The organism is Haloglomus salinum, from assembly GCF_024298825.1.
Lineage (GTDB): Archaea > Halobacteriota > Halobacteria > Halobacteriales > Haloarculaceae > Haloglomus > Haloglomus salinum.
This window is the reverse complement of record NZ_CP101153.1, coordinates 551,484-572,522: the sequence shown is the minus strand read 5'-3', so window position 1 is coordinate 572,522 and position 21,039 is coordinate 551,484. Positions and strand designations below refer to the sequence as shown.

Genomic DNA, 21,039 nt, shown 5'->3' with positions numbered 1-21,039 from the left:
CGTATGGTCGATGCACTCGCCGTCGCGCTGGGGGCGACGCTGACCCTCCTCGTGATTGGCATCCACTTCTCCAAGGGGACGGAGAAGTCCATCCCGGACGACATCGCACAGGAGGTCACCGAGCGGCGGGCCGCACAGGTACCCGAGACGGACTTCGCGGAACCGATGAACCGCTCCATCGGCGGTGGCGGCGCGGTCGCCGCCGTCGGTGGCGCCGAGGGCGAGGCCGCCGGCGAACTCGGTGACGAAGAGGAGGAGGTCGACCCCTCCGACGACCCGTCGGTCATCCCGGACGACGAGGCCGAGGTCTTCGAGGTCGAGTACGTCAAGGAGGGTGAGACGGTCGAGGTCAAGGAGAACGAGACGCTGCTCGAGGCCGGCGAGGACGAGGGCTGGGACCTCCCCTACGCCTGCCGCGAGGGCCAGTGTGTCTCCTGTGCGGGCCACATCACGAACGGCGCCACGGACGACTACATCATCCACTCCAACAACGAGATGCTGGGGCAGGAGGAGCTGGACGACGGCTACACGCTGACCTGCGTGGCCCATCCGACGGACGACCTGTCGCTCGAGACGGGCGAGACGCCGTAACTGCTGAACCTGCGATATTTTCTTCGGATTGGTCTCTTCTGTTTTGCGTGGCAGATTCTGTTCAGATATTGTCGGCTTTCAAGGTGAAATCTATACTGAAGATACTTCTGCAGAGTGCGATACAACCTCCTCCGAAGCCTCGCGCTCTCGGCGAAGCACGACGACGCAAGCACTGCACCGAGCGACCATCGGGAGCGAGGGAAGTGCGCAGCGAGGCGTGCGAGTCGAGAGCCCTCGCCCTTCGAGTCCGCCAGGACTCGGTTCTCCGGCCGCGTGTCTGGGGGTGCTGGTTCCAGCGGAGCGCTAGCGCCCCCACACCTCCCCGCGCGGGCGCGGCGTGAGGGTTCGCCCCCTCGCCGTTGGCTCGGGGCTCACCCGGGGCGCGCCCGCGCGCTTCCTGGTCCCGGAACCGAAAATCGGGCAACCACTCCCCGGCCGGGAGCGCGTGGTGAGCCCCTTGCGGGCGAACCCGCGCGACCTGGGGAAGGGCAGGGGTGCCGCTCCGTGACACGTTCCACGTTCCTGGCGGAATCGAAGGGCGAGCGCTCTCGGTCCCTCCCGGACGACGCAAGGACCGCAGGCCGAACGGAGTGAGGCCGAGGACCGCAGCGAGTCCCGGAGTGGTCGAGAGCGCGAGGGCTTCGTAGGTGGTCCATTCGTTACTATCGTTGTGATGAGGTAGGAGGACTTCGTAGGTGGACCATTCGTTACTATCGTTGTGATGAGGTAGGAGGGCTTCGTAGGTGGTCCATTCGTTACTATCGTTGTGATGAGGTAGGAGGACTTCGTAGGTGGACCATTCGTTACTATCGTTGTGATGAGGTAGGAGGGCTTCGTAGGTGGACCATTCGTTACTGTCGTTGTGATGAGGTAGGAGGGCTTCGTAGATGGTTTGGCTGTCGCCGAATCTACCAGAATCTTCGAAGACGGAGTCGACCGCCTACTCCGCTTCTTCCACTAGCCGTGCCGTCATCTCGAGTTCGAAGCTGCCGTCGCCGGTTCGCTCGAAGCCGACCTTGTGGTAGAGGCTGATGGCGGGTTCGTTCCAGCGTTCGACCGTGAGCCACACCCGTTCGATGCCGATGTCGTGGCCGTGACCCAGCAGGCCCTCGATGAGCTGGGTGCCGATGCCGGCGTTCTGGTAGTCGCTGTCGACGAAGATGGCAAGTTCGTAGGCGCCGCCGCGGTCCGGGACGAGCGTGGCGTGGCCGGCCGGCCAGTCGTCGTGCCACGCGACGACGTTGTGGCAGTCGTCGTCGGTGATGGTGTCGAGCCAGCTCCGGATGCGCTCCTCGCCGGCGGGCGGGATGCCCTGGGCGCGGTCCTCGGGGTCGTAGCCCTCGTACATCTCCACCAGCGCTTCGAGGTCGTCGCGGGGCCCCTCGCCGTACACCTGGATGGTGAGCTCACGGTCGGCGCGGTCGGTGAACGTTCGCGGCGGCGGTTCGTACGGTCCGGCGACCGTGTCGGGGTAGTCGCGAGTCATCTGACGAGGGTGACCGAGACGCTGGCGTTCAGGACGACGAACTCCGCGATGCTCCCGAGCTGGATCTTCCCGAGCGGGCTGGTCTCGCCGCCGCCGAGGACGATGCGGTCGAAGCCCTCGCGCTCGGCCACGTCGACGAGCCGGCTGCCGGGGTCGCCCTCCAGCCGCCGGACCGCGGCGTCGACATCAGCCGCCGCGAGCGTGTCTCGGACCCGTTCCTCGACATCGTCGACGGCGGCGGCGCTCTCCGGGTTGTCGAGGACGGCGACGGTCAACTCGTCGCTGGCCTCTCGGGCTCGTTCGACGGCGCGCTCCAGCGCTCGGAGCGAGTCGTCGCTCCCACCGACGCCCAGCAGTACCTTCATGCGTCGCCTCTCGGCGGGCCGGAGCAAAAGCCTCCCGGCGACAACGTGACTCGGCAGGGGCCCACGGCGCGAGCGACCGTCCCCCGGAACGCCTCCGAACGCGCGGGCTTTCCACACACTCTCACGGTCGCTCACGTCGGCCACGCATATCTGATCGCCACAGATGCAGCCCCGGTCCAGCGGACGAGCGACCCTCGGTCCGTCCCTGACTCCCAGAGCGGGACGGTGTGTCCCTTCGGTTACTTGATGGCCCCGCCGGAAGGCGTGGGCATGACCGACCGGACGACGCGGCGACGACTGCTCGCACTCGGCGGAACCGCGCTGGCGACCACGCTGGCCGGCTGTGGCGAGGACGGGAGGGACGGTGGAGGCGGCGGGGCCGACGGCAGCGACGGTAGCAGTGATGCTGGGGACGGCGGTGACACCACCCCGACGGACCGGCCGACAGAAGAGCCCGACCAAGAGATACTCGTCGGCCCCGGTGGCTCGCTCGTGTTCGACCCGGCTGAGGTGACCGTCTCGACGGGCGCGACGGTCCAGTGGACCTGGGAGTCGGACTTCCATACGGTAACCGTCGAGAGTCGGCCCGAGGGTGAGAACTGGAACGGCACCGGGGAGGAGACGTACGACGAGGGGTACACCCACGTCCACACGTTCTCGACGGCCGGCACCTACGAGTACTTCTGCCAGCCCCACCGGGGCCAGGGGATGGTCGGGACGCTCACCGTGGAGTAGTGGCTGCTCGACCGGCGCACGAGCCAGTGACCACGGCCCGTCCGTGGTCGGGGGTTGGAGTGAGTTTTATGGCCACTGGACCGGAGCATTGGACATGGACTTCGAGCTACCCGGCGAGCATCGGATGATCCGGGACACGGTTCGTGACTTCTGCGAGGCCGAAATCGAGCCCATCGCCCAGGAGATCGAGGACGAACACCGCTTCCCCGCCGAGGTGTTCGAGGAGCTGGGCGACCTGGACCTGATGGGGGTCCCGGTGGCCGAGGAGTACGGCGGCGCGGGCGGTGACTACCTCATGTACTCGCTCGTCGCCGAGGAACTCGGGCGCGTCTCCGGTTCCATCGGCCTCTCGTACGTCGCCCACACCTCCCTGGGGAGCAAGCCCATCGAGGCGTTCGGCACCGAGGCACAGAAGGAGGAGTGGCTCCGGCCGCTCGCGGAGGGCGAGGAGATGGGCGCGTGGGCACTCACCGAGCCCTCGTCGGGAAGCGACGCCTCGGACATGGACACGATGGCCGAGAAGGACGGGGACGAGTACGTCATCAACGGGACGAAGCAGTTCATCACGAACGCGAACGTGGCCAACTCCGTGCTCGTGAAGGCCGTCACGGAGCCGGGCGCGGGCTACGACGGCATCTCCACGTTCATCGTGGACCCCGAGAACGACGACGGCTTCGAGGTCTCGACGGTGTGGGACAAGATGGGGCTGAACGCCTCGCCCACGTGTGAGCTCCAGCTCGACAATGTCCGCATCCCCGAGGACCGTCTCCTCGGCGAGGAGGGCGAGGGCTGGAAGCAGACGAAGAAGACCCTCGATGGCGGCCGCATCTCCATCGCGGCGCTCTCGACGGGCCTCGCACAGGGCGCGTTCGAGGCCGCGAAGGAGTACGCCACCGAGCGCGAGCAGTTCGGCAAGCCCATCTCGAAGTTCGACGCCATCCGCGACAAGGTCGTGGATATGGACCGGAAGATCGAGCGGGCCCGCCTGCTCACCCACAAGGCCGCCACCATGTACGACGACGGCGAGAACGTCACTCGCATCTCCTCGCTCGCGAAGCTGGACGCCTCCGAGGTCAGCCGGGAGGTCGCCGAGGAGGCCGTCCAGACGCTCGGGGGTTACGGCTACACGGAGGATTTCGCCCCTCAGCGTTTCTACCGCGACGCGAAGCTGATGGAGATCGGCGAGGGGACCAGCGAGATCCAGCATCTCGTCATCGGTCGCGAACTCGGGCTTTGATATCCTCCCCGCGCTGAAGCGCGAGGATTCCCCGTAGGGGGTCCGGCTACCGGCCCACAAGAGGTTTCCCCCTGAAATTCGGAGTTCCCCACGCGGGTCCCCGGGTAGGGGAGGACCCGCACCGCCGTTCCAGCCCGCGAGCGGCCGCACTGGCGACTGCGGAACCGGGTCGAGCCCGAGGGTCACAGTCTCGCCGAGTGGTAGCGATAGAGCGCTTCCCGGGCGAGGCCGACGAGGAATCGGTCGCCGCCCACAGCGAGGCCGACGAGGCCAGCGAGGAAGATGACGCCCCACGCGACGCTGGTGAGGGCCGCCCCGCCCAGCGGCACCCCCGCGACGAGTCGCCGGGCGAGCACGATGGCGCCGTCGAGTGCGTCGACGAACCGGGCGTACCCCACGACGACGATGACGAACCCACCCAGTGCAGCGGCCCCGTGGACGGCGTGGCGGGCCGGGTCCGGGCGGTGCTGTTCGAGGAACTTCACGAGCACGTCGCGTGCGGCGAACTCCGGGGCACGCCCGCGCCGCTGGCGGGCGTACGAGACGACCGCGGCGACGGCGAGTGCCAGCCACAGCAGTCCCGCGGAGCCGAGCCGGACTCCCGCGGCCGTCGCTCCGGTAGCCTCCGCGAGCGGCCCCGCCAGCACCGGCGTCGCCCGGTGGACGACCAGCGCGAACAGCCCGAACGCGATGGCCGCCTCCAGGTGGCCGTACTCCGGATACCGGACGGTGAACGAGGGCCGTTCCATGCGCGGTCGGGGGCTCGGAGCGACTTGAGGCTCCCGGCCACCGGGTGAAGCCGGCCGGGGCCGCCGGGAAGCCCACGACTCAAGGGGCACCCGCTCCCGTCTCCGGTATGGGCACGCCGCTTCCGTCGCGGGAGGCACAGGCCGCCGAAGTCGTCGACCGGCTGTACGAGCAGTACCCGGAGCCGGAGATATCGCTGGACTTCTCGAACCGGCTGGAACTGCTCGTCGCGGTCGTCCTCAGCGCGCAGTGTACGGACGAGCGCGTCAACGAGGTGACCGACGACCTGTTCGAGACGTACCAGTCGGCCGCGGACTACGCCGAAGCGAGCGAGGAGCAGCTCGCCGAGGATATCTACGGCATCACCTTCCACAACAACAAGGGTGGCTACCTGAAGGGCATCGGCGAGATTCTCGTCGAGGAGCACGACGGCGAGGTCCCGGACACGATGTCGGCGCTGACGGACCTGCCGGGCGTCGGGCGCAAGACCGCGAACGTCGTCCTCCAGCACGGCCACGAGGTCGTCGAGGGCATCGTGGTCGACACGCACGTCCAGCGCATCTCCCGGCGGCTCGGGCTGACCGAGGAAGAGCGGCCGGACGCCATCGAGCAGGACCTCATGGATATCGTCCCGGAGGAGGAGTGGCGGGAACTCACCCACCTGCTCATCAGTCACGGTCGGGAGACGTGTACGGCGCGGAACCCCTCATGTGCCGACTGTACCCTGGCGGACATCTGTCCCTCCGAGAAGGGCGACGCGGACGTGGACCTCGCGAGCGGCGAGGCGTGGTGAACGGCAGCCGTCATGATTACTCGGTAACTTCGGCTGCACGGGACGAACAGCCTGAATATCTCGATACCTGATCATGGTATCGGCGTCGGGTCAGGTCACCACGTACCGCAGCACGAACCGCGAGACCCCCGTCAGCCACGCGATGATCCAGAAGATGGTGTAGCCGAACACGCCGACGCGCAGGCGCGAGCGCCAGTGGCTCATGCGCTCGGAGCCGATCTCCTCCAGCAGCACGTCCTCGTCGTAGTCGTGGTAGAGGTCGTGTTCCCACTTCGCGCGGAAGATGCGGACGATGCCGGTGAACGCGAACAGGAGGAACGCGTAGGCGGTGAGGCCGATGAAGGCGTGGACGGCGGAGTAGCCGCCGAACTGCGCGCTGTGCCCCCAGATACCGAACAGTCGGGGGAACATCCAGCCGACGAGCGGCACCGTCGTCAGCGTCAGGCCCGTGAAAATGAACTTGAGGTGGTAGGTGAGGACACCCCAGGTCACCGCCTCGGCGTCGATCATGATCCACGCGCCGTAGAGGAAGCAGGGGAGCGACAGCGTCACCGCCACGGCGACCAGGGTGGCGACGAGGGCGTCCGAGACCATCACCCGGTGGTAGGGCGCCGAGTCGTTTGAGGGTCCCGATGGCGGAAGGAGCGCGGGTCGACCCTCGCGTGGGCCCGGACGCGGGGCGGCCTCAGTCCCCGTGTTCTCCGAGGAGGTGGTCGATCAGGTTCGCCTGGGCGCGGCGGAGATGTTCGCCGACCGTCGAGGGTTCGAGGTCGAGTTCGGCGGCGATGTCCTCGGGGGTAGCCGAGCGGGGGACCTCGAAGTAGCCCAGCTCGTGGGCCACACTGACGACCTCGCGCTGGCGGTCGGTGAGCGCGTCCAGTGGGGCCGAGGGGCCGCGGTAGTCGGCGAATCGTTCGACACGGGCGTTGATACCGACCTCGCCGAGGCGCTCGACACCGCGGCTGATGTCCTCCTGGGACCCGACGACGGACACCTGGATGCCGCGCTCGTTCATCCCGCGGACGTTCCGGGTGATGGCGTCCTGCTCTTCAGGCAGTTCGGGGATGCTGATCTCGCAGAGATAGGTGGTGCCGGAACCGTCATCCTCGATACGCTCCCACCAGACGATGGGTTCGAGGTCGTCGATCCGCCCGTCGGCGACCGGGTTCTCCAGGCGGATGAGGACGATTCCGCTCGAACCGCGCCAGACGAGGTCCTGCACGTCGCGGATACCGGCCTCGGTGGCGGCCTCGAACAGCCCGTCCATCCCGAGGGCCTCCAACTGGGTGCGGTCGATATGTAACACGGCCTCGCGAACGTCCGGCATCGATACGTCCGTGAGGTACGGACGTGCATAGTCTCTGCCCCTTTCCGCCCCGGCCGAGGGGGGGGACGCCAGTCAGCGGCCGGGTCGTCCGGCGTCGGAAACGGTTTACCGCGAGCAGACGTACTGGATGCCAATGGCTGACTCCCGATCGACCCCCAGTGACGAGGCCGAGGGCGAGGGCGACCCCGACGCCGACCGCGACGGGAGCGAGGAGGGGGAAAGCGGCGACTCTTCGGCGGGCGAGCGCTCCACCGAGGAGCTCCGTGCCCAGGTCGAGGAGCAGTACGACTTCGAGGACTTCACCCCCGAGGACATGAAGCGGATGTCTCCGAAGGAGTGGGACGCCGCGTTCGACCCGGACTCGTGGATCACGGGCGAGGAGCTGATGGACCGGGTGGAGGCCGACATCAAGGCGGCCGTCGTCCGCCGGGACGTGTTCGCCCGGATAGAGCGACTCCACGACCCCGACCGCATCGTGGCCTACTCCGACGAGGGGTACGCCGTGGTCTACGGGGACGGGAGTATCGAGGGCTCCGGGACGGTCCTGCGAGACGTGAAGCCGGTGGTAGCGCTCTGCTCGATGGAGGAGTACGAGCCCGACGAGATGCCCGACGGCGAGCTGCTGCCGGACCCGATGGAGGTGCCTGAGGGGAGCGGCGAGCGCGGCAACCTGATGCTGCAACTCGTCGCCGGCGTGCAGGTGCTGGCGGGGCTCATCCTGCTCGGCGGCGGCCTGTTCGCCGGCGGAGACTCGGGCCCGCTGCTCATTGTCGTGGGCCTCGGTTTCCTCCTCATCGCGTTCGTCCTCTTCTTCACGGTGGCCAACGCCCGGCTCTCGGACAAGTTCCGGGCCGAGGAGTACCGGAACCGTCTGCGGGCCCTCGGGATGGAGGGCGAGGACCGGCCGGCATTCATGGACGACCTGGTCGAGGAGCACCCCGAGCTGGTCGAACCTGACGACGACGCCGAGTCGACCGCCTGACCCTCCCGACCGGCGGTCACAGCCGGGTGGCACACCCGGATACGAACCGGCGTGTGTGCCGTCCTCGGACCCTACCGAGGCCGGCGCCGCGGCCCCGCGTTCGGTGAGTTTATAGGCGCGTAAACCCGAGTCCTTGGTGTATATGAACAGACGGGAGTTTCTGCGGACCGGGGCCGGGGCGACCGCCGTCGCCGCGGCAGCGTCCGCCAGCACCGCGGGCACGGCCAGCGCCCAGGCCGCCGAGGTCACCGTCGGCCCCGGCGGCAACCTCGTCTACGAGCCCTCTGAGGTGTACGTCAAACCGGGCGACACCGTGAAGTGGGTCTGGGATTCGGACAACCACAACATCCAGGTCCTCTCCACGCCGGAGGGCGCCACCTGGGAGGGCACGGAGGGCCCGAAGACGAAGACGTACAACACGGGCCACGAGTACGAGCACACGTTCGAGACGAAGGGCACCTACGAGTACCAGTGCTTCCCGCACGCCCCGTCGATGGCCGGGCAGGTCATCGTCAACGAGGAAGGGAAAAAGCCCGGCGGCGGGGGCGGCGGACAGAAGGAGGCCGACCCCAAGCACATGGGGGTCCCCATCCAGGCACACTTCGTGGGCATCGCGACCATCCTCGCCATCTTCGTGTCGGTGATGTTCACGTTCTTCATGCTCAAGTACGGCGAGAGCCCGCACGCGAGCGGGGGTGACTGAGATGAGTTCGGGCAACAACACCTACGGCGCCATCCACCGGTACGAGCCCCCGAGCGAGTCGACAGCGGCTCTCATCGGTATCGTCCTCCTGACGGTCGTGGAGGTCGTCTTCGTGGGCCTGTTCACCTACGGGCTCGTCGCGGGCTGGGCGATGTCCGAGTTCGGGAACATGTTCCTCGGCGGGATGCTCGCGGTCATCTTCCTGGACCTGGCGTTCATCCTGCTGCTGTACCGGAAGGAGTTCCTCCCGGACGTGATGATCGTCAAGAAGCGGCGTCGCAAGTGGGAGGACCTCTACGTTCGCGAGGAGGATATGTACGGAACCGATTCGCTACCCGACGCCTGGGAGTCGGTGAAGCGCGCGGTCTACCCCTACTACAAGAAATAATGAGTGCAGACGACAAGTACCCGGCCGAGAGTGGTCGACGGCGCTTCGTCAAGGGCGTCGTCGGGAGCGCGACCCTGGCCGGTATCGGTACCGGCTCGGCGGTCGCGGTCAACACCGCGACCTCGTCCTCCGGAGCTGGCGGTGGTATCACGCAGTACTTCGCCATCGAGAACACCGACGGGCCCGCGCCACGCGGGATGCCGCAGGTACCAGTGAAGAAGAACGACGCCGGCGAGCTGGTGGGTATCTGGCCCGACACCGTCGAGGACGGCGTCGCGAAGATGCAGCTGGGCGGCTCGACGTACACCTCGGCCGCGTTCCAGTACTGCGGGGTGCAGACCTACCCCGGTGTGCAGCCCGGTGCCGACCAGAACAACGTGTTCAAGGCGGCCGCCTCGCCGCCGTACGACTGGCAGGCCGAGCAGCTGGAGCCGGGCGACCCTATCACGGCGGACCTGTTCGAGGACTTCCGCGAGTGGAACGGTGGCATCGGCAAGGCCGGACTCGGCAAGCCCGCGATGGCCAACTGGCGCTCCGAGGACGTGCCGCCGTCCTCGACGATTCCGGTGCAGGTACTCCGCTCGCCGAAGATCATCGAGATGCGCGAGAACCCGCCGGAAGACATCGACGGCGACTGGCTCCGCGCCACCACCACCGAGGACGGGTTCATGGCGTGGGTCGACAAATGCACGCACTTCTGCTGCGTGCCGGCGTTCAAGGCCTACGAGGGCAGTGCGAAGTTCGGCGGGGAGGACGGTGTCTACTGCCAGTGTCACCAGTCCATCTACGACCCCTTCAGCATCGTCAACGTGTCGTTCGTCGCGCTACCGCGGCCGGAGTAGCGGGCATCGGGAACCACGGCTATAAGTCGAATCGGTTCGTAACAGCGGGCAGGCGGTCACCACGGAAACCGGGAGACGGGAACCACACAACATGAGTCTGGAACGCAAGGACGAGTACGACCACGAGGGCTGGATGAAGGAGCGAGACCTGACTCCGGTCGAGACGGTCTACCTCACGACACTGATGTGGCTCGACAAGCGGCTCCGCATCGTTGATTACCTCGAACTGCTCGAGGACCTGTACTACAAGATCAACATGCAGATGCCAAAGAGCCACACGGAACAGTACAACCTGGACAACAAGTTCTGGTACTGGTACCCACTGTACGCGCTGGGGAGCTTCAGTACCATCGCCTACGTAGTGGCAGCTATCTCCGGCGCACTGCTGGGCTTCTACTACTCGCCCGCCACCACGGGCGACCCGAGTACCGCGTACAACTCCATCACGTTCATCATGACCGACCTGCGATTCGGCTTCTTCCTGCGGAGCCTCCACCGCTGGTCGGCGCAGGTGATGGTCGCGGCGGTCTTCCTCCACATGCTGCGCGTCTACTTCACGGGCGCGTACAAGGAGCCCCGCGAACTCAACTGGATCATCGGCATCGTCCTCATCTCGCTGACGATGGTCTTCGGGTACACGGGCTACCTGCTCCCGTGGGACCAGCTGGCCTTCTGGGCCGGGCAGATCGGGGTCGAGATGGCGTTATCAGTGCCGTTGGCGGGTGAGTGGGTGGCCCAGCTGCTGTTCGGCGGGTTCACCCTGAGCCAGGCCACGTTGCAGCGGATGTACATCCTGCACGTGTTCTTCCTGCCGTTCATCACGACGGCGCTCATCGCCATCCACATCGGCATCGTCTGGATGCAGGGCATCGCGGAGCCGCACTAATCGAACAATGAGCGACACCAACACTACCACGGACGCGGACAACGAGACCGCGACAGACGGTGGGCAGGAGACCGCAGCCGACGGGAGCGGTATCGTCGCCCCGGACGACGAGACGCCCACGTGGCGCGAGCGCAAGGAGCGCACCCAGGGGCTCTCACAGCTCACCTACGAGTACTTCGAGCGGGCCCGGCGCGAGGACCAGGACCTGCGAACCGAGAGCGACTACGTCGAGCGCGACGTGCTGGCGTTCCCGGTGTGGCCCCACGAGATGATCCGGAATCTCGCGCTGACGAGTTTCTTCGTCGGTATGGTCGTCTTCCTCTCGGCGGCGCTGCCGCCCCACATCGGGGCGCCGGCCAACCCCTCGCAGACGCCGGCGGTCATCCTGCCGGACTGGTATCTGTACTGGTCGTTCGGGCTGCTCAAGCTGGGGCCGCTGAACCCGGACCTGGCGCTGCTGGGCGGGGAGAAGCTGATGGCCGACCGGACCTACGGCGTCGTCGCCAACCTGGTCGTGGTCGGGTTCATCGCCATCGTGCCGTTCCTGAACAAGGGTGCGGCCCGGCGGCCCGTCGAGCAGCCGTTCTGGGCGGCGGTCGGCGTCTTCGGCGTCATCTTCGCGTTCACCATCAGCGCGCTCTCGGTCAAGAACCTCGCACCGCTTGACGCGCACCTGCTGTTCGACCTGACGTTCCTGCTCCCGTTCGTCGGGGGCTTCCTGGCGTACGCGGTGCTGAAGTCGATGCGGGAGGGGTACATGTTCGAGCTGAACCGACGCTACTACCGCCTGCGGCCACCGAAGTAACGCCGACCCCGCCCGCCCGTCCTCCCGGTCGTTCTCGCTGTTTTCCCGCCCGACAGCGACCGCGCTTCCGGGTCGGCTCGCCGTGGTTCGGTCGGCTCGCGCATCGTGCCGCACTCTCAATCCTCAAGTGCGTCCCTCGCGTAGTCGGCGTGATGACGGACAGCGAGGGCGCGAACGCGGACGCTGGCGAGCCGGCGCCGGACCACGCACCCGACCCGGAGCACGACGAGGGGCCGTCGGTCTCGGACGCCGAGGTCGACCCCGAGGGTGCCGGTGGGCGCGACGTGGTCGTGCCGCTGGCCCTGTACAAGCGCATCACGGTCTTCTCGACGCTGTTCGCGGTCGTCGCCGTCCTCGCGGGATTCATCCTGCTCGACACGGCGACGGGCCGAGCGAGCCGCGACCTGAGCGAGGTGAACGTCGTGCTGGCGGTCGCGGGCCTGCTGAGCATCGCCGCCGGGGCCGCAGTGTACGCGTTCTCCACGCGGTTCCGGACGGCGGGAATGGGAAACCCTAAAGACGGCGAGAGCTAAGCGCGAGTATGGCAGACGAGTTCGCCAAGGGCTTCGGCATCCTCGTGACGGCGGGGCTGGGCTGGATGACGCTGGCCGGCTGGTACACTACGGCCGGCTTCGAGAGCACCCAGCTCATCGCACCGGAACCGGAGGCCGCGACGTTCTACGATACCGTCGCGCTCCTCCTGAAGGACGTCCTGTTCTGGTTCGCCATCCTCGGCGCCATCACCTTCTGGGTCGTCATCCCGGCGATGCGGGAGGCCCGGCGCGCCTACCGCGGCGAACCCGAGAACTGACACACAATCCGTACGGTGACGGCCGCCGCTCGGCCGTCGTTCCTTGCCCTCGGCATTTCTCCATCACCACCCGCACAAGCTGATAGGCAGCGCCATATCTACCAGCAAGCAGATAGTATCCGAGAACCAGCCGAACCCGAGAGATATCAGACGTCGCGCTCGACGACGAACCGCGTGAAGTCCGCGAGTTGCTCGGCCGCCTCGGATTCCAGGTCGGCCTCGTCGAGGTGGTCGCGGGCGTCGGCCGCGAGGGCCTTCGCCTGGTCACGGGCGTAGTCGACGCTCCCGGACTCCTGGAGCAGGTCGATGGCCTCGCGGACCTCCGCGTCGGTGTTCTCGTCGCTCCAGAGGATATCGACGAGTCGTTCGGCGTCGCCGCGGTCGGCGTGCGTGACGGCGTGGATGACGGGGAGGGTCTTCTTGCCCTCGCGGATGTCGTTGCCGACGCCCTTGCCGAAGTCGCCGCCCGCCTCCATCGCGTGTTCGATGTCGAGGATGTCGTCGGCGATCTGGAAGGCGACGCTCATCGACTCGGCGAAGCGGGCGACGTGGAGTTCGTCGGCCTCGTTGTCCGTGATGATGGCCGCGAGCCGGGCGACGATGCGGCCCAGCGCGCCCGTCTTGCATGCCGACATCTCGAGGTACTCGTCCTCGGAGAGGGCCACGTCGCGGGCGTTGTGCCACCGGATGTCCATCCCCTGGCCGAGGTGGGTCCGGTTGAGTTCGTGCATCAGCATCTCGTAGGCCGCCAGCCGCGTCTCCGCGCCGAGGTCGGCTGGATTGCGGGTGAGGACCTTCAGCGGGAGGAAGTACATCGCGTTGCCGGCGTTGAGCGCGATGTCGACGCCGAACTCGTGGTGAAGCGCGGGTTCGCCCCGGCGCATCGTGGCGCCGTCCTCCACGTCGTCGACGATGATGGTGCCGTTGTGGAGGATCTCCGGAATGCAGGCGTACTGGAGGTAGTCCTCGGGGTCCTCGCCGAAGCCGTCGACGAGGACGAGCAGGAGGACCGCCCGCCAGCGCTTGCCGCCGCGGTCGAGCAGGTCCCAGATGGGGTCGGCCAGCGCCGTCTGGATGGCCTCCGGGTCGTACTGGTAGGCTGCGGGGCCGAAGAAGTCCGTGAGGTAGTCCTCGTCGATCTCGCGGGGGAGCAGCTCCTCGATGGTCTCGTCGACGACCGGCCGCCACTCCGCGAGTACCTCGCGCATGAGCAATCGCAATCCGGGACCGGACTAAACGCTTGCGCGTCGCTCCGGCCGTCCCGGCCGCGAGGGCACACTGCTGGGGGCGCGGGCGTGCCGGCGGTCAGTACGGCCAGTCGCCGGTGACCTTCAGCCCCTCGGCGTAGTCCTCGGCCTCCAGTTGCGCGGCGATGGCCTCGGGGGCGCGGTGTTCGACGGACGTCCCCTCGTCGGCGAGGTGGACGACGAGTTCGGTCAGGAGGACGGCCTGTTCGCGGAGGGTTCGAGCCTCCAGTTTGTCCAGCGTGTCCGCCCGGGTGTGCCCCCAGCCGCGGTCCGCGGAGCCGGTGTGGCTGGTCAGGTGGTAGCCGGGGACGCCGTGCTTGACGTACTGCCAGTGGTCGCTGTGTGGCCCGAGTCGCGGCGTCGTCTCGATGGGGTGGTCGAACCGGTCGGCGACGATGTCGACCGCCTCCTGGAGCCCGTCGAACCCGTGCGTGTACGCCTTCAGCGTCCGGGCCACGCCGACACCATCGTTGTTCACGACGGCGGTCACGTCGTCGAGGTCGCGCTCTGTGGCGTCGTATCCGGAGCCGAGGAGCCCGACCTCCTCGGCGCCGTAGCAGACGACGTGGACGCGCGTGTCCAGCTCGGACTCGCGGTCGGCCAGTGCACGGGCGAGTTCGACGACCATCGCGGTGCCGGCGCCGTTGTCGCTCGCCCCCTCGGCGATGTCGTGCGCGTCGATGTGGCTCGTCAGCAGGACCGCCTCGTCCGTGTCGGGGCCGAGGTCGGCACGGACGTTCTGACTGGTCGCGTCGGGCGTCTCGCAGTCGACCCGGACCGTCACCTCCTCGCCCTCGAACCTGCGCGAGAGGCGGGCACCGACCTCTTTCGAGACGCCGACGGCGGGGATGTCGCCGATGGGGGCCTCGGGGGTCCCGACGCTCCCCGTCGGCGCAAGACACCCCTCGACGTGGTTCCGGAAGACGAACGCCGCCGCGCCGCCCTCGACGGCGTGGTAGTACTTCTCGCGCCGGTGGAGGAAGCGGTCGTACCACTCGGGCACGTTCGAGGCCGCCATGACGACTGTCCCCTCGAGGTCGCGGTCGAAGTCCTCGGGGAGGCCGTAGCCGACGTCGACCAGTTCGCCAGTGACCTCGCCCGCGGGTGAGCGCGGGAGCGCGATGCACGCCTCGGACCCGGCGTCGGTTGCCACCGCCGAGGAGTCGCGGACCCAGCCCTGGATATCGAACGGTTTGAGGCGGGTATCGCGCGCGCCGACCGCCGACAGCGCGTCACGGGTCGCCTCGGCGGCTTGGCGCTCGCCCTCGCTCCCGGCCATCCGGTCCCCGATATCCACCAGCGTCTCGAGGTGGTCCCAGCCGATATCGCTCGTGAACGTCTCGCCGATCCAGTCGGACATAGCCACGTCGGGGGGCGGCGAGGGCAAAAAGACACGCACCCGTCCCGACGGCCTGATGTCGGTCGGTCACAGTGCGGGACTTCGGGGGGAGCGAACCGGGCCGGGGATTGGAAAGTTTGAAACGCGCATACGACCGAACGTGGGGTATGGCCGAGCCACTCGTCAACCTCTTCGGTCCCGTGGACACGGTCCTCGGGCCGTACATCGAGTACGTCCTGCTGGTGCTGCTGGTCGTCAACATCGGCGCGCGCGCGCTGGAGTACGAGCGCATCAAGAGCCAGGTGGCCGATGGCGGGGCCGACGCAGTCAGCCGACACCCGATCCGCGTCGGGACGAACGTCCTGCTGCTCGTCGGTTCGTTCTACTACATGACGGTCCACCACCACGGCGGGCTGGTGTTCTCCGTCATCGTCCTGGGGCTATTCCTGACGGACCTGTTCGAGTTCGAGTCCCGCAAGGTCGAAGCTCGCCGGGAGATCGACATCGAGCGGCCGAAGGGTGCCATCGCCGCCTCCATCCTCGCGCTGATGTACATCGGCTACCAGACCCTCTTCTTCGTCATCAAGCCGGTCTGGTCGTCAATCGTCTGAATTACGACCGAAAACTCTGGATTATCGCCTTCTTCTCGGTAGAGCTCATCCGGATTGCAGAGCGACGCGTCGGTCGACGGGGGCTGCCGGCGGTCGGCGAGCGCGTGACCGGAACACCGCCTTTCCGGGGGCTTATGTCGCCGCCCGCCGACGGTTCCGGACATGAGCGACGAGGGGGTCCTCCGGCGGCTGGGCGTGGTCGGCGAGGGGCCGGTGGCCCGGGCCGCGCTGGGGGCTGCCGAGCGTGCCGGCCTCGACACCGTCGAGGGCGGAGCCCGCGCGATGGCCGAGGAACGGAGCGTCGACGCTATCGTGACGGTCGGTGAGGCGGCGCTGGTGTCGCTGGCGCGACACGGTGTCTCGGCAGCGGTACTGCCCGCGGGCGCGGTGTCGGGGGTCGGTGCGGTTCCCGCGTCGGCTATCGAGCGGGGTGTCGGGTCGCTCGTCGCGGGCGAGTTCGAGGTCGTCGAGCATCCGGTACTCGGCGCGGCCGGTGCGCTGGCGGAGACCCGCGCGCTGTTCGACCTGACGCTGGTGACAGAGGAGGCCGCGCGCATCTCCGAGTACACCGTCCGTTCGGGGGCGGCGACGGTGCGGCAGTTCCGCGCGGACGGAGTGGTGGTCGCGACGCCGGCCGGGAGTCCCGACTACGCACGGGCCGCCGGCGGGCCGGTGGTCGGGCCCGAAACTGGTGTGGTCGAGGTGGTTCCGATATCCCCGTTCGCGACGGATACGGACCACTGGGTGCTGGCCGACGACTCGGTCGCCCTCCGGGTGGACCGCGACGAGGCGCCCGTCGAACTGCTCGCAGACGGCCGGCCTGCCGGCAACGTCCCCGCCGGCGAGGACGTACACGTCCGTCCGGTCGACGACATCCGGCTCCTGCGGGTCCCCGAGGGACGGTCGGCGTTCGAGGAACGGGCGATTCCGGTCGAACGATAGCGTCCGAACGGGCCCCGCACGTCGCGGTGGCTCGCCGGACACTGGAGCGTGGGGCTCGGGTGCCGCCGTGCCGGCCGCGAATCGATATATTCAGGGGCGGGTAGTAGTTAGGGACGGACATGACAGGACAGGATTCGTCCGCCGGGCAGGTGAGCCGTCGTGGGTTCCTCCGCGCGGCGACCGGCGGTGCCGCTGCCGCGGGCGGTGTGGCCGTCACGAGTGGGAGCGCCGCAGCCCAGGCCGCCACCGTCACCGTCGGCCCCGGTGGCGACCTCGTCTTCGAGCCTGCGACCGTCTACGTCGCCGCCGGCGAGACGGTCAAGTGGGAGTGGGACTCCAACAACCACAACATCGTCGTCAACTCCCAGCCCGAGGGTGCCGGCTGGGAGGGGACCGAGGGCTCCGAGACCACGACCTACAACGAGGGTCACACCTACGAGCACACCTTCGAGACGAAAGGCGAGTACGAGTACGTCTGCTTCCCCCACAAGCCGGGGATGGCCGGCAAGGTCGTCGTCAACGAGGACGGCTCCTCACCGACGCCGGAGCCGGTCAGCGGCCCGCCGGAGATTCCGGACTCCGCGAAGACGCTCGGTATCGCCACCGGCTTCGGGATGGTCTCGACGCTCGGATTGGCGTACTTCTTCATGAAGTACGGCGGCGACTACGAGACGCCCGACGAGTAGCACCGGTCACACGGTCTTCTGCTGCCCGTCCATCGTACCGAGAGTCATGTCGAACCTTCAGAGCCGCTCGTCCCGCTCGTGTCTCTCGGCCATCCGTGCGGCCTCGGCCGCGTAGCGCTCGCGCTCCTCGGGGTCGCTCGTCCCGAGGTCCGAGGCGGCCACCTCCCGGGAGACAGGCGTCCCGCTGTCGGTCCCCGAGAACGTCGTCAGGGCGCGCTCCTGGCGGTAGTAGCGCTCGCCGTCGGGCGTGGCGTAGGTGCTGATGATGAGGTTCTGCTCGTCGTCGGAGTACGTCCGCTCGACGAGCCACACGCGGACCGGCTCGGCGTCCGTCCGGGCTTCAGTTCCACTCATGCGTATGACTACGGGACGACGGGGTATTCGCGTTCCGCCGAATCCCACAATGCGGGACAGTCGCCATCAGACCGAATCGGGGGTGGTGTGGATCTCCAGGTCCACGTCGCGGGGTTCGCCCTCGAGGTCGGCGACGATACGCCGGACGATGCGCTCTGCCTCCTCCTGGATGAGGGGTTTCACCCTCTCGACGACCCAGCCGATGGAGACGAACCGGGGGAGGTCGACGGCGTTCTCGTCGGCCGAGTCGGGGAAGAACTGTATCTGCAGGCGCACGCGGGTCGCGTGTGCCCGGTCGGGTGGCACCTCCTCGTCGGGGAGTTCCTCGACCACCCAGCGGCCACGCGCGTCGATGTCCTTGACGACCGTCCAGTCCAGCCGGTCCGGCGGCTCCACCGCGACCACGCGCGACCGGGCGGTGTAGTGTAGCTTCCACCACGAGAAGTGGAGGTCGTACTCCGTGCCCGGGCTGCCATCGCCGTGCTGGTCGACCCGGTCGAGATACTCCGAGTACCGGGCGTACCCCGGGAAGTCCACCAGGAACTCGTGGGCCTCCGCGGGCGGGATGTAGACGACGGTGCTGACCTCGACGGTGTCCACGTCCGGGTGTCGCCCCGCGCGGCCGTAAGCGTTCCGTGGGGCGAACCGTCAGGTTCCTGTCGGCCGGTGGTCGACTGCAGATATGAGCGAGACTGACGATACGACGGCCGAGCGCGCGACCAGCGACGAGCCACCCACGGACCCGGACGTCATCGTCGTCGGCGGTGGCGTCGCCGGCCTGACGGCAGCGACCTTCACGGCACGTGCCGGGCTGGAGACGCTCGTGATTGATGACGGCGAGTCCATCCTCCGACGGAACGCGCATCTGGAGAACGTCCCCGGCTTCCCGGCCGGCGTGAACGCGCGGCTGTTCCTCGACCTGCTCGCCGAGCAGGCGGGGACGAACGGGGCGGCGTTCCTCGAGGGACGCGTGACGGACATCGACCCGGACGAGGACGCACACGCCCTCAGGGTCGAGCGGACGGACGACGAGACGGTCCTGACGGCGCCGTTCGTCGTGGCATCGTCCTGGAACGACGCCTCGTATCTCGAGGACAGTGGCGTCGCGCTGCTGGAGCGGGGCTCGAAGACCTATGTCGACACGGACGACGACTGCGGCCGGACGGCCGTGGAGGGGCTGTACGCGGCCGGACGACTGGCGACCAAGGCCCACCAGACCGTCGTCTGCGCCGGTCACGGCGCGGAGGCTGGCCTCGCGGTCGTCGAGGACAGCGAGGTGCCGTTCTACCACGACTGGGTCGTCCCGGAGGGATACTTCAGCGAGCGCGACCGCGAGGTCCCGCCGGGCTGCGAGGAGGTCCCGGCCGAGGAGCGCGAGCGCCGCGAGCAGGCGTCCATCGAGCGGATGCGGGAGGCGTTCGCCGAGCCCCACCCCGACGAGCCGACGATGCACCCGAGCGTGGTGGCCAAGCGGGCGCGGGAGGCGGAGACTGACGGCGAGGGCGACGACTAGCGGGACGACGGGAAACGGGACACCCGACGGCTCAGTAGCCGGTCAGGCCGCGCGTGAAGGCGGCGTACCCCACGAGGAGGAAGACGAGCCCCAGCGTGACCCCGAGCGCGGTCATCAGGTTGCCGCCGGTGCCACAGGCGCCCGTGGTGAGCGAGCCGACGAGACAGCCCCGCTCACCCAGTACCGGCGCCGCGGCGAGCATGACCAGCCCGAGCAGGGCCAGGACCGGCCCGGTAACGATGTTCGCCTGGCGCATGCTTGACCGGGTGTTCAGCAGGACGTTATATCTTTCGTCGGCCGGCCCCGCACGCGTCGTGCGGGGGACTCAATACCCCCAGGCATCAACGGCGGGCTATGCTGGAGGGTGTGAACGTCGCGCTGGGGGTGTCGGGCTCCATCGCGGCGGTGAAGACGGTCGAGCTGGCGCACGAGCTACGTCGCCACGGGGCCCAGGTGCGTGCGGTCACCACCGACGCCGCGACGGGCATCATCCACCCGTGGGCACTGGAGTTCGCCACGGAGCACGGCGTGGTCACGGAGATCACGGGCGCCGTCGAACACGTCGAGCTCTGCGGGCGTGACGGCTGGGCGGACGTGTTCCTCGTGGCGCCGGCCACCGCCAACACCGTCGGCAAGATGGCCGCCGCGGTCGACGACACGCCCGTGACGACCTGTGCGACAGTGGCGCTCGGTACGGATATCCCCGTGGTGGTCGCGCCGGCCATGCACGAGCCGATGTACGACCACCCGGGCGTCCTCGCCTCGCTGGACCGCCTCGAGGAGTGGGGCGTCGACTTCGCCGACCCGCGGCTGGAGGAGGGGAAGGCGAAGATCGCCGCCGAGGACGACATCGTGACCGAGGTCGCTCGCGCGGCGGGGTCGACGCCGCTGGCCGGGCGCCACGTCGTCGTCACGAGTGGGGCGACGAGCGAGCGCATCGATCCCGTCAGAACCATCACCAACCGTGCCTCCGGGCGGACCGGTCGCGCCGTCGCGCGGGCGTGCTACGTCCTCGGGGCGGACGTGACGCTGGTCCACGACGGCCCGGACACGGTGTACGCGACCGTCGAGCAGGTCGAGAGCGCCGCCGAGATGCTCGACGGCGTGCGCGCCCACGCCGACGACGCGGACGCACTGGTGAGCGCGGCCGCCATCTCCGACTACACGGTCGCGCCGAGCGAGGAGAAGCTCCGCTCGGGTCAGGAGCTGACGCTCGAACTGGAGCCGACACCGAAGCTCATCGACACCGTCGGCGGGGAGTACCCGGACCTCACGGTCGTCGGTTTCAAACTGGAGACGAGCGGCGACGACGACGAACTCGTCGCGAAGGCGCGCGAGACCCTCGACCGGGCGGGGCTGGCGTTCGTCGTTGGGAACGACGCCTCCGTCCTGGGAGACGCCGAGACCCGGACGCTGTTCGTCCGCGGATCGACCATCACGGAGTTCGTGGGAAGCAAGGACGCGCTCGGCATCCGGGTGGCGGAGGAGCTCGCTGCCGAACTCGACGACCCGGATGGGGGGTAACGTGTGCTCGGCGGCGGAGACGACTCGACCCCTCCCGGGCTCTATTGAATAACCGGTCAAAGCCGGCAAAAAGAACTACTTGCTGAACACACGTTCAACAGGTATGTCTCCGCTTCCCGATTGGG

The 21,039-nt window shown here is 68.2% G+C and carries 27 protein-coding genes; 17 read left to right on the top strand and 10 right to left on the bottom strand.

What is annotated here, in order from left to right:
• Positions 1 to 3 precede the first annotated feature (3 nt).
• A complete protein-coding gene (locus tag NL115_RS02785; RefSeq protein ID WP_254831697.1) occupies positions 4 to 591 on the top strand; it encodes a 2Fe-2S iron-sulfur cluster-binding protein in 588 nt (195 codons plus the stop codon).
• 940 nt (positions 592 to 1,531) lie between these two features.
• Here NL115_RS02785 and NL115_RS02780 read toward each other — a convergent pair.
• Together NL115_RS02780 and NL115_RS02775 are read right to left on the bottom strand one after the other, a co-directional pair.
• Positions 1,532 to 2,077 (bottom strand): GNAT family N-acetyltransferase, encoded by a 546-nt coding sequence (locus NL115_RS02780; RefSeq protein ID WP_254831696.1) that lies wholly within the window; start codon positions 2,075 to 2,077, stop codon positions 1,532 to 1,534.
• Entirely contained in the window at positions 2,074 to 2,442 is a 369-nt protein-coding gene (locus NL115_RS02775; protein ID WP_254831695.1) for a universal stress protein, read from the bottom strand. The genes NL115_RS02780 and NL115_RS02775 overlap by 4 nt, the downstream gene beginning before the upstream one ends.
• 270 nt (positions 2,443 to 2,712) lie before the next feature.
• Between NL115_RS02775 and NL115_RS02770 the strand changes: the two genes are divergently transcribed.
• Both NL115_RS02770 and NL115_RS02765 read left to right on the top strand, forming a co-directional pair.
• Complete coding sequence (locus NL115_RS02770; protein ID WP_254831694.1) at positions 2,713 to 3,177, top strand: plastocyanin/azurin family copper-binding protein; 465 nt, start codon at positions 2,713 to 2,715, stop codon at positions 3,175 to 3,177.
• Positions 3,178 to 3,271: 94 nt separating this feature from the next.
• On the top strand, positions 3,272 to 4,414 hold the full coding sequence (locus NL115_RS02765) for an acyl-CoA dehydrogenase family protein (RefSeq protein WP_254823235.1): 1,143 nt from the start codon (positions 3,272 to 3,274) through the stop codon (positions 4,412 to 4,414).
• A gap of 182 nt (positions 4,415 to 4,596) precedes the next feature.
• On the opposite strand, the gene NL115_RS02760 is transcribed toward NL115_RS02765, so the two are convergent.
• On the bottom strand, positions 4,597 to 5,163 hold the full coding sequence (locus tag NL115_RS02760; RefSeq protein ID WP_254831693.1) for a hypothetical protein: 567 nt from the start codon (positions 5,161 to 5,163) through the stop codon (positions 4,597 to 4,599).
• Positions 5,164 to 5,270: 107 nt separating this feature from the next.
• On the opposite strand from NL115_RS02760, the gene nth reads away from it, so the two are divergent.
• A complete protein-coding gene (nth, locus tag NL115_RS02755) occupies positions 5,271 to 5,954 on the top strand; it encodes an endonuclease III (protein ID WP_254831692.1) in 684 nt (227 codons plus the stop codon).
• 90 nt (positions 5,955 to 6,044) lie between these two features.
• Here the strand turns inward: nth and NL115_RS02750 are convergent, their stop codons facing one another.
• Entirely contained in the window at positions 6,045 to 6,548 is a 504-nt protein-coding gene (locus NL115_RS02750) for a DUF7321 family protein (RefSeq protein WP_254831691.1), read from the bottom strand.
• A 91-nt stretch (positions 6,549 to 6,639) separates the two neighbouring features.
• Positions 6,640 to 7,281, bottom strand: a complete 642-nt coding sequence (locus NL115_RS02745; RefSeq protein WP_254831690.1) for a helix-turn-helix domain-containing protein — start codon at positions 7,279 to 7,281, stop codon at positions 6,640 to 6,642.
• 133 nt (positions 7,282 to 7,414) lie between these two features.
• On the opposite strand from NL115_RS02745, the gene NL115_RS02740 reads away from it, so the two are divergent.
• From NL115_RS02740 to NL115_RS02705, 8 genes are all read left to right on the top strand, one after another.
• Positions 7,415 to 8,263 carry a DUF7319 domain-containing protein gene (locus NL115_RS02740; RefSeq protein ID WP_254831689.1) on the top strand — a complete coding sequence of 283 codons (849 nt, stop codon included), beginning with the start codon at positions 7,415 to 7,417 and terminating at the stop codon, positions 8,261 to 8,263.
• 142 nt (positions 8,264 to 8,405) lie between these two features.
• Positions 8,406 to 8,966: a plastocyanin/azurin family copper-binding protein gene (locus tag NL115_RS02735; protein ID WP_254831688.1), complete on the top strand. Its 561-nt coding sequence runs from the start codon at positions 8,406 to 8,408 to the stop codon at positions 8,964 to 8,966.
• A 1-nt stretch (position 8,967) separates the two neighbouring features.
• Complete coding sequence (locus NL115_RS02730) at positions 8,968 to 9,354, top strand: DUF7318 family protein (RefSeq protein ID WP_254831687.1); 387 nt, start codon at positions 8,968 to 8,970, stop codon at positions 9,352 to 9,354.
• Positions 9,354 to 10,196, top strand: a complete 843-nt coding sequence (locus NL115_RS02725; protein WP_254831686.1) for a Rieske (2Fe-2S) protein — start codon at positions 9,354 to 9,356, stop codon at positions 10,194 to 10,196. The genes NL115_RS02730 and NL115_RS02725 overlap by 1 nt, the downstream gene beginning before the upstream one ends.
• Positions 10,197 to 10,287: 91 nt before the next feature.
• The gene (locus NL115_RS02720; RefSeq protein ID WP_254831685.1) at positions 10,288 to 11,082 is read left to right on the top strand and encodes a cytochrome b; all 795 of its coding nucleotides are present in this window, start codon (positions 10,288 to 10,290) and stop codon (positions 11,080 to 11,082) included.
• Positions 11,083 to 11,089: 7 nt separating this feature from the next.
• Positions 11,090 to 11,887: a cytochrome b family protein gene (locus NL115_RS02715; protein WP_254831684.1), complete on the top strand. Its 798-nt coding sequence runs from the start codon at positions 11,090 to 11,092 to the stop codon at positions 11,885 to 11,887.
• A 152-nt stretch (positions 11,888 to 12,039) separates the two neighbouring features.
• Positions 12,040 to 12,420: a DUF7315 family membrane protein gene (locus NL115_RS02710; RefSeq protein ID WP_434084006.1), complete on the top strand. Its 381-nt coding sequence runs from the start codon at positions 12,040 to 12,042 to the stop codon at positions 12,418 to 12,420.
• A gap of 8 nt (positions 12,421 to 12,428) precedes the next feature.
• On the top strand, positions 12,429 to 12,698 hold the full coding sequence (locus NL115_RS02705; RefSeq protein WP_254823224.1) for a DUF7314 family protein: 270 nt from the start codon (positions 12,429 to 12,431) through the stop codon (positions 12,696 to 12,698).
• Positions 12,699 to 12,844: 146 nt separating this feature from the next.
• Here NL115_RS02705 and NL115_RS02700 read toward each other — a convergent pair whose 3' ends face one another.
• On the bottom strand, positions 12,845 to 13,906 hold the full coding sequence (locus NL115_RS02700; RefSeq protein WP_254831683.1) for a polyprenyl synthetase family protein: 1,062 nt from the start codon (positions 13,904 to 13,906) through the stop codon (positions 12,845 to 12,847).
• Positions 13,907 to 14,003: 97 nt separating this feature from the next.
• The gene (locus tag NL115_RS02695) at positions 14,004 to 15,305 is read right to left on the bottom strand and encodes a M28 family peptidase (RefSeq protein WP_254831682.1); all 1,302 of its coding nucleotides are present in this window, start codon (positions 15,303 to 15,305) and stop codon (positions 14,004 to 14,006) included.
• Positions 15,306 to 15,451: 146 nt separating this feature from the next.
• On the opposite strand from NL115_RS02695, the gene NL115_RS02690 reads away from it, so the two are divergent.
• From NL115_RS02690 to NL115_RS02680, 3 genes are all read left to right on the top strand, one after another.
• Entirely contained in the window at positions 15,452 to 15,895 is a 444-nt protein-coding gene (locus tag NL115_RS02690) for a DUF7313 family protein (RefSeq protein ID WP_254831681.1), read from the top strand.
• A gap of 162 nt (positions 15,896 to 16,057) precedes the next feature.
• A complete protein-coding gene (locus NL115_RS02685) occupies positions 16,058 to 16,837 on the top strand; it encodes an NAD(+)/NADH kinase (RefSeq protein ID WP_254831680.1) in 780 nt (259 codons plus the stop codon).
• Positions 16,838 to 16,956: 119 nt separating this feature from the next.
• The gene (locus NL115_RS02680; protein ID WP_254831679.1) at positions 16,957 to 17,523 is read left to right on the top strand and encodes a plastocyanin/azurin family copper-binding protein; all 567 of its coding nucleotides are present in this window, start codon (positions 16,957 to 16,959) and stop codon (positions 17,521 to 17,523) included.
• A gap of 57 nt (positions 17,524 to 17,580) precedes the next feature.
• On the opposite strand, the gene NL115_RS02675 is transcribed toward NL115_RS02680, so the two are convergent.
• Together NL115_RS02675 and NL115_RS02670 are read right to left on the bottom strand one after the other, a co-directional pair.
• Positions 17,581 to 17,877, bottom strand: coding sequence for a DUF7967 family protein (locus NL115_RS02675; protein ID WP_254831678.1), 297 nt, complete (start codon positions 17,875 to 17,877; stop codon positions 17,581 to 17,583).
• A 66-nt stretch (positions 17,878 to 17,943) separates the two neighbouring features.
• Positions 17,944 to 18,477, bottom strand: a complete 534-nt coding sequence (locus tag NL115_RS02670; RefSeq protein WP_254823217.1) for an SRPBCC family protein — start codon at positions 18,475 to 18,477, stop codon at positions 17,944 to 17,946.
• An 82-nt stretch (positions 18,478 to 18,559) separates the two neighbouring features.
• Between NL115_RS02670 and NL115_RS02665 the strand changes: the two genes are divergently transcribed.
• On the top strand, positions 18,560 to 19,390 hold the full coding sequence (locus NL115_RS02665; RefSeq protein ID WP_254831677.1) for an FAD-dependent oxidoreductase: 831 nt from the start codon (positions 18,560 to 18,562) through the stop codon (positions 19,388 to 19,390).
• A 31-nt stretch (positions 19,391 to 19,421) separates the two neighbouring features.
• Here the strand turns inward: NL115_RS02665 and NL115_RS02660 are convergent, their stop codons facing one another.
• Positions 19,422 to 19,646, bottom strand: coding sequence for a hypothetical protein (locus NL115_RS02660; RefSeq protein ID WP_254831676.1), 225 nt, complete (start codon positions 19,644 to 19,646; stop codon positions 19,422 to 19,424).
• A gap of 98 nt (positions 19,647 to 19,744) precedes the next feature.
• On the opposite strand from NL115_RS02660, the gene coaBC reads away from it, so the two are divergent.
• A complete protein-coding gene (gene coaBC / locus NL115_RS02655; RefSeq protein WP_254831675.1) occupies positions 19,745 to 20,914 on the top strand; it encodes a bifunctional phosphopantothenoylcysteine decarboxylase/phosphopantothenate--cysteine ligase CoaBC in 1,170 nt (389 codons plus the stop codon).
• Positions 20,915 to 21,039 lie beyond the last annotated feature (125 nt).